Source organism: Leuconostoc sp. (genome assembly GCF_965300815.1).
This window is the reverse complement of the sequence record NZ_CBDKZH010000095.1, coordinates 1-4,776: the sequence shown is the minus strand read 5'-3', so window position 1 is coordinate 4,776 and position 4,776 is coordinate 1. Positions and strand designations below refer to the sequence as shown.

6 protein-coding genes and 1 pseudogene are annotated in these 4,776 nt (G+C 37.8%); all 7 read right to left on the bottom strand.

What is annotated here, in order from left to right; genetic code table 11:
- Window positions 1-440: 440 nt before the first annotated feature.
- A pseudogene (locus tag ACW12G_RS06295) lies at window positions 441-835 on the bottom strand (plasmid recombination protein); the annotation flags it as partial.
- A gap of 532 nt (window positions 836-1,367) precedes the next feature.
- Window positions 1,368-1,895, bottom strand: coding sequence for an Asp23/Gls24 family envelope stress response protein (locus tag ACW12G_RS06290; protein WP_048702263.1), 528 nt, complete (start codon window positions 1,893-1,895; stop codon window positions 1,368-1,370).
- Between the two features lie 27 nt (window positions 1,896-1,922).
- Window positions 1,923-2,123, bottom strand: a complete 201-nt coding sequence (locus ACW12G_RS06285) for a DUF2273 domain-containing protein (protein WP_002827661.1) — start codon at window positions 2,121-2,123, stop codon at window positions 1,923-1,925.
- A 17-nt stretch (window positions 2,124-2,140) separates the two neighbouring features.
- On the bottom strand, window positions 2,141-2,695 hold the full coding sequence (gene amaP, locus ACW12G_RS06280) for an alkaline shock response membrane anchor protein AmaP (protein ID WP_455647536.1): 555 nt from the start codon (window positions 2,693-2,695) through the stop codon (window positions 2,141-2,143).
- Between the two features lie 24 nt (window positions 2,696-2,719).
- A complete protein-coding gene (locus tag ACW12G_RS06275) occupies window positions 2,720-2,965 on the bottom strand; it encodes a GlsB/YeaQ/YmgE family stress response membrane protein (protein ID WP_011679630.1) in 246 nt (81 codons plus the stop codon).
- 195 nt (window positions 2,966-3,160) lie between these two features.
- The gene (locus ACW12G_RS06270; RefSeq protein ID WP_002827664.1) at window positions 3,161-3,295 is read right to left on the bottom strand and encodes a hypothetical protein; all 135 of its coding nucleotides are present in this window, start codon (window positions 3,293-3,295) and stop codon (window positions 3,161-3,163) included.
- Window positions 3,296-3,525: 230 nt separating this feature from the next.
- Entirely contained in the window at window positions 3,526-4,395 is an 870-nt protein-coding gene (locus ACW12G_RS06265) for an SDR family oxidoreductase (RefSeq protein ID WP_146977423.1), read from the bottom strand.
- Window positions 4,396-4,776 lie beyond the last annotated feature (381 nt).

Here is a 4,776-nt window from a genome sequence, read left to right as displayed (position 1 = left end):
ATGACTCTTGTTGGTATTCAGGGTAGGATGTTCATAAAATCCCATGAACTGCCTTTGAAAGGCAACTTGCTCGCCTGAAATGCCACCACCTGCAACAGTTACATTTTGATAAATATGTTTCCTCCTATCAATGATTTAATAGGTCAATCATAGCACTAAGAGAAAGTGCTTTCAAACAATAGCCACTAAAGTGAAACAGTCACTTTAGTGGCTGAAATCACCATGAATAATCGGTGTGGCTTTGAAAGATGTGAGTCTTTAATTATCAGGCAAATTTGTTGCATCGTATCATAATTCATGTATAACAGTCTGATTATAAAGTTACGAAAAATGTAGCGACATTAACGGTTTATTATTATTCATAAATAAAAAACAGTCCTCATTATCTACTAGTTAGATAATGAGGACTGTTTTAATAGTATTTGTGAGGGGCGATAAATATAAACCACTGGGAAAAAGGCATAGCGCAAGTGAGGGGTTGTCTCATCATAATGCACCACCGCGGTCACGGCATTTTCTTGCCCATAGCGATCATTGAGAAATGCCGTGGTTGCTTCAAAAAAGCGCTCTGTTGCTCATAGGGGGCTTCTGTGAGTTCTTCAGGAAAGACGATCCAATTCGCTGACGCCTTCACATCGTCTCTTTTCATGCAATAAACGTCATTTAAACGCGCATTGAAGCGTGAAAGCATATCAGAACCATCCGCCATGAGATCTTGATTCAGATAGGATTTCGACACATCAATTTCTTTGTTCGTGTGATGGTCGGTTTTACGTTCAAAGTGAACCGCTAAACCAGGGACTGCGCCACGGGTATTTTTCTTTAAATGCGCCATCAAAAATGCCTCCTCGAAAAAGGTTTTCCAAGACCAGTATAACACCGTTAAAAATCTGGTATAGCCTGTTATACCAAAATGATATTTTGGACAGGCTCTGCGAGGCGTGTCATCGACAAGCGATGCCAGTAGCGTTTCCCCTTCCTACTGGGGAAACTGCTATTTTACAGCGCCTATTATCCGGCTTGTAAAACCTCCGGCGGGTCACGCCGTGACGGGGCAATTTATCATTGCAGGATCACTTTCAGTGAGAGTATGTCATGCAGAACGCTACCCGCGCGGGGCAAGCTGATGTCAGCTTAACCCCATTAAAATAATCTGTAAACATAAGTGTATAATAACAAAAAAAGTGTAGTGGATTATCGCAATTAATAGGTGTTATACAATAAAAGCAAACAAAAAGGCACCCTTAAGGTGCCCACATTATTTTAACGATCATTAAGATCATCAAAATAACGTTTGATTGCGAACGTCACAACGTTTAGACCGTTGTGCAGAGACTTGCTACTGCAACTTCAAACCGCTTGTACATTTACTTGACACGATTATCGTCATCGTTCACTGCTTGAGAAGTTGCTTTTTTCACGGCATCAACGCCATCTGAAGTTTTTTCTTTGATTGTGCTACCAGCGGCTGTTACGCGATCCTGTAAGCTTGTTTGTGATGCGTCAAATTCTTTTTGTGTTTGAATATCAACTACTTCAACATTTAACTCAACTAGCGTCAAACTTGTTGTTTCTCGCACCTGTTTTGTGATTACTTCTGTTAGTTGCTTATAAATATCATGTGCGTTGTGCCCATATTCCATGATAATATCTAAATCTACCGCAACTTGTTCTTTTCCGACCTCGACACCAATGCCATCAGTGGGGTTATCCGTATTCACAATTTTATTTTTAATGTTTGCGACAAAACCACCGTCAACACCTAGCAATCCTGTCACGTTTTCAATTGCATAGCCCACTACTTTTTGAATCACTTTGTCATCAAATGTTAATTCACCTTTAGGTTGACGATTCTCTGTTGCAGTATTTTGTGTAGTTGTTTTTTCTGTAGACATAATTAAATCCTTTCTATATCTAAATAATTAATTTTTACGTGTAAATATTTTAGAGACAATTGACAAATCGACATTATACGCTTCGAGCAAGTAGCCAATCCAACCTGCTAGTAAGGTGACAACTATAATCAAAATCGTCTTCCAAAATCCTACAGTTACCAATAGAGTTGACAGAATGAAACCCGCAAGACCACCAACCCAAATATTAATTGATTTTTTGTCTTTCATTATATCCGCACTCCTTTTTAAATCACACGTGTGACTTTACGCTTTGAGTTTGATTTCTGATTTACTTTAATATCAACTTTAATGGGAATTCGATTTATGCCAGCGAGTAAATCATTCAAGCTTTTCGTTAAATCGTATGAAATACGAGGTAATTCTTTGACTGTCGCCTGTTTATAAACTGAATCAGCAACAATATAAAATTTTCGTTGACGACGAGTATTTTTCAATCTCACTTTAATATTTGATAAATCTTCACCTGAGAGCTTTGTCTGAATAAACTGGTTGATACCATGATTACTCAACGCAAGCCGTCCTTCTTTGGTTTGCTTCAAAAGAATATCTGGTAATTCTACCGGCCATATCCATATGAGCAAAAACAAAAGCACGGTCAGTGCCAGCAGTACAAGACCATAGTAATAAATGAAAAGATCACTCTTAAAGTCTAAATGTATATTAAACTCTGCTAAAAATTTGAAAACTTCATCAATTATTTTTGGCCATATCAACAAACAAAGCCCAACCAAATATCCGAGGCTGAAAATACTCAGAACAATTTTTTGACTTTTCTTCATATCATACCTCTCTATTACCTTATGCTACTGTTTTGCTCTCATACCAAGCACCATTGACACGACTAGTACAAGAATCACAGCACCAATTATCGAAGGAATGATTGCCATTCCCGCCAAGCTAGGTCCCCATTGACCCAACAAAGCCTGGCCAATAGCCGATCCGATTAGACCAGCAATAATATTGCTAATCCACCCCATTGACTCACCACGATTTGTGATAGCACCTGCAATGGCACCAATAATGGCACCTACAATTAATGACCAAATCATAATCTTTCCTCCATTCTCTTCTCTATGAATTATGATATCCAATTCACTAGCCTAAATATAACACTATCGGAAAGCATTTACAAAAATAACGCTTACCCCCTTTACAAAACAACGAAATTATGGGTTATTTTGTAAAGATTAAAAAACAACAGCTCATCATCAATAAGTTGCTATCGTTATTATCTGTTCAATGATTTAATTATGGATTTCCTCTTCCAAACGGTCCCCAGCTTTGTCGATGCCTTTAGCTGCAAATATAGTCCCTCCAACCGCTATACCGCCTAGAATTAATGTAGATGCTAACAATACCTTAAGTACAGTTTTTAACATAGTTTTCCTCCTTTATGCCTAAAATGAAAATTTGTTAATCTTCTTTTGTTTTCTTCCAATTTCTGACAAAATAATAGAAACTGAACAATAATTGAGACAACGCCAAAAGCATCGACAGTTTATCCCAAAAGCCAAATTTTTTATTCTTTTTATCCATCTTTTCTCCACTTTCTTCGTTGATCCAACCAAATTTCTGGTTAGTATCTTCGAAATTCAAAGGAGCTCATGATTTACTTTAAGCCACCAGTAACATTGATTGACTCACCTGTTACATAGCTAGATTCATTTGAAGCTAGGAAAACATAAGCGCCTGCTAATTCTGCCGGTTGACCAGCTCTACCGATGGGTGTCGATTGGCCAAATGTTGGAATGTTCTCCGGTAACTGTCCACCAACAATCTGCAAAGGTGTCCAAATGGGACCAGGTGCCACACTATTCACGCGAATCCCTCGATTAGCCAATTGTTTAGCCAAACTCATCGTCATATTCTTGATAGCAGCTTTTGTACCTGCATAATCCACGAGAAATGACGATGGTTGCTCTGCCTGAATAGAATTCGTTGTTATGATACTGCTGCCAGGTTGCATATGTGGTAAGGCCGCTTTAACAAGCCAAATGAGACTAAAAACATTTGTTGCATAAGTGTCGGTTATTTGTTGTGTCGACAAATTAGCTATATCAGCTTCCGCTTGTTGTTTACCAGCTACTAACGTCAAAATACTTAAATCACCAAAAAATGAAACTGCTTCATCAATCAACTTTTGGCTGAATGCTTCATTCTTTAAATCACCTGGAACTAGCTTGATTTTACGACCCAATGATTCAATAATGCCCTTAACTTCTTGTGCATCTGGTTCTTCTTCAGGAAGATAATTTAACACAATATCAGCACCTTCATGCGCATACGCTATCGCCACAGATCTGCCGATTCCTGAGTCACCACCGGTTATCAGTGCTTTCTTATGTTTCAGGCGGTCATGCCCAACGTAACTTGCTGCACCATCATCTGGTGTTGGCGACATCTTGCTTTGTAATCCTGGTTCAGGTTGACTCTGTTTTGGAAAATTCTGCTTTGCATATTCTCCATTTATGTTTGTCATGTAATTCCTCCCTTTTTCATACAATACTCAGCATAATCTTGACACGCACTAATAACGTGTATATTGTTTAACAAACACTTTGTTTGTAATGCCTACTATATCATTAGTAGAGAGCGGTTACAAAAATTTTGCCTAGATACTTGACAATGTAATTTGTTAATATCAGGTGAAAACAAATCAAAAAAAAGGAAGCGTGATGATTTAAAAATCACACTTCCTTTCTCAACAATATAAGAAAACCTTATTGATTAATTTGTTATAAAATCAGCATTCTTTTCTCCAATTTTGAAGTACTGACCTGTATTCCAATCTTTCAAAACATATCCCATTGCTCAGAAGTCAATAAATTGGACTATTTTTATTCAGTTACTTAGGCAACAT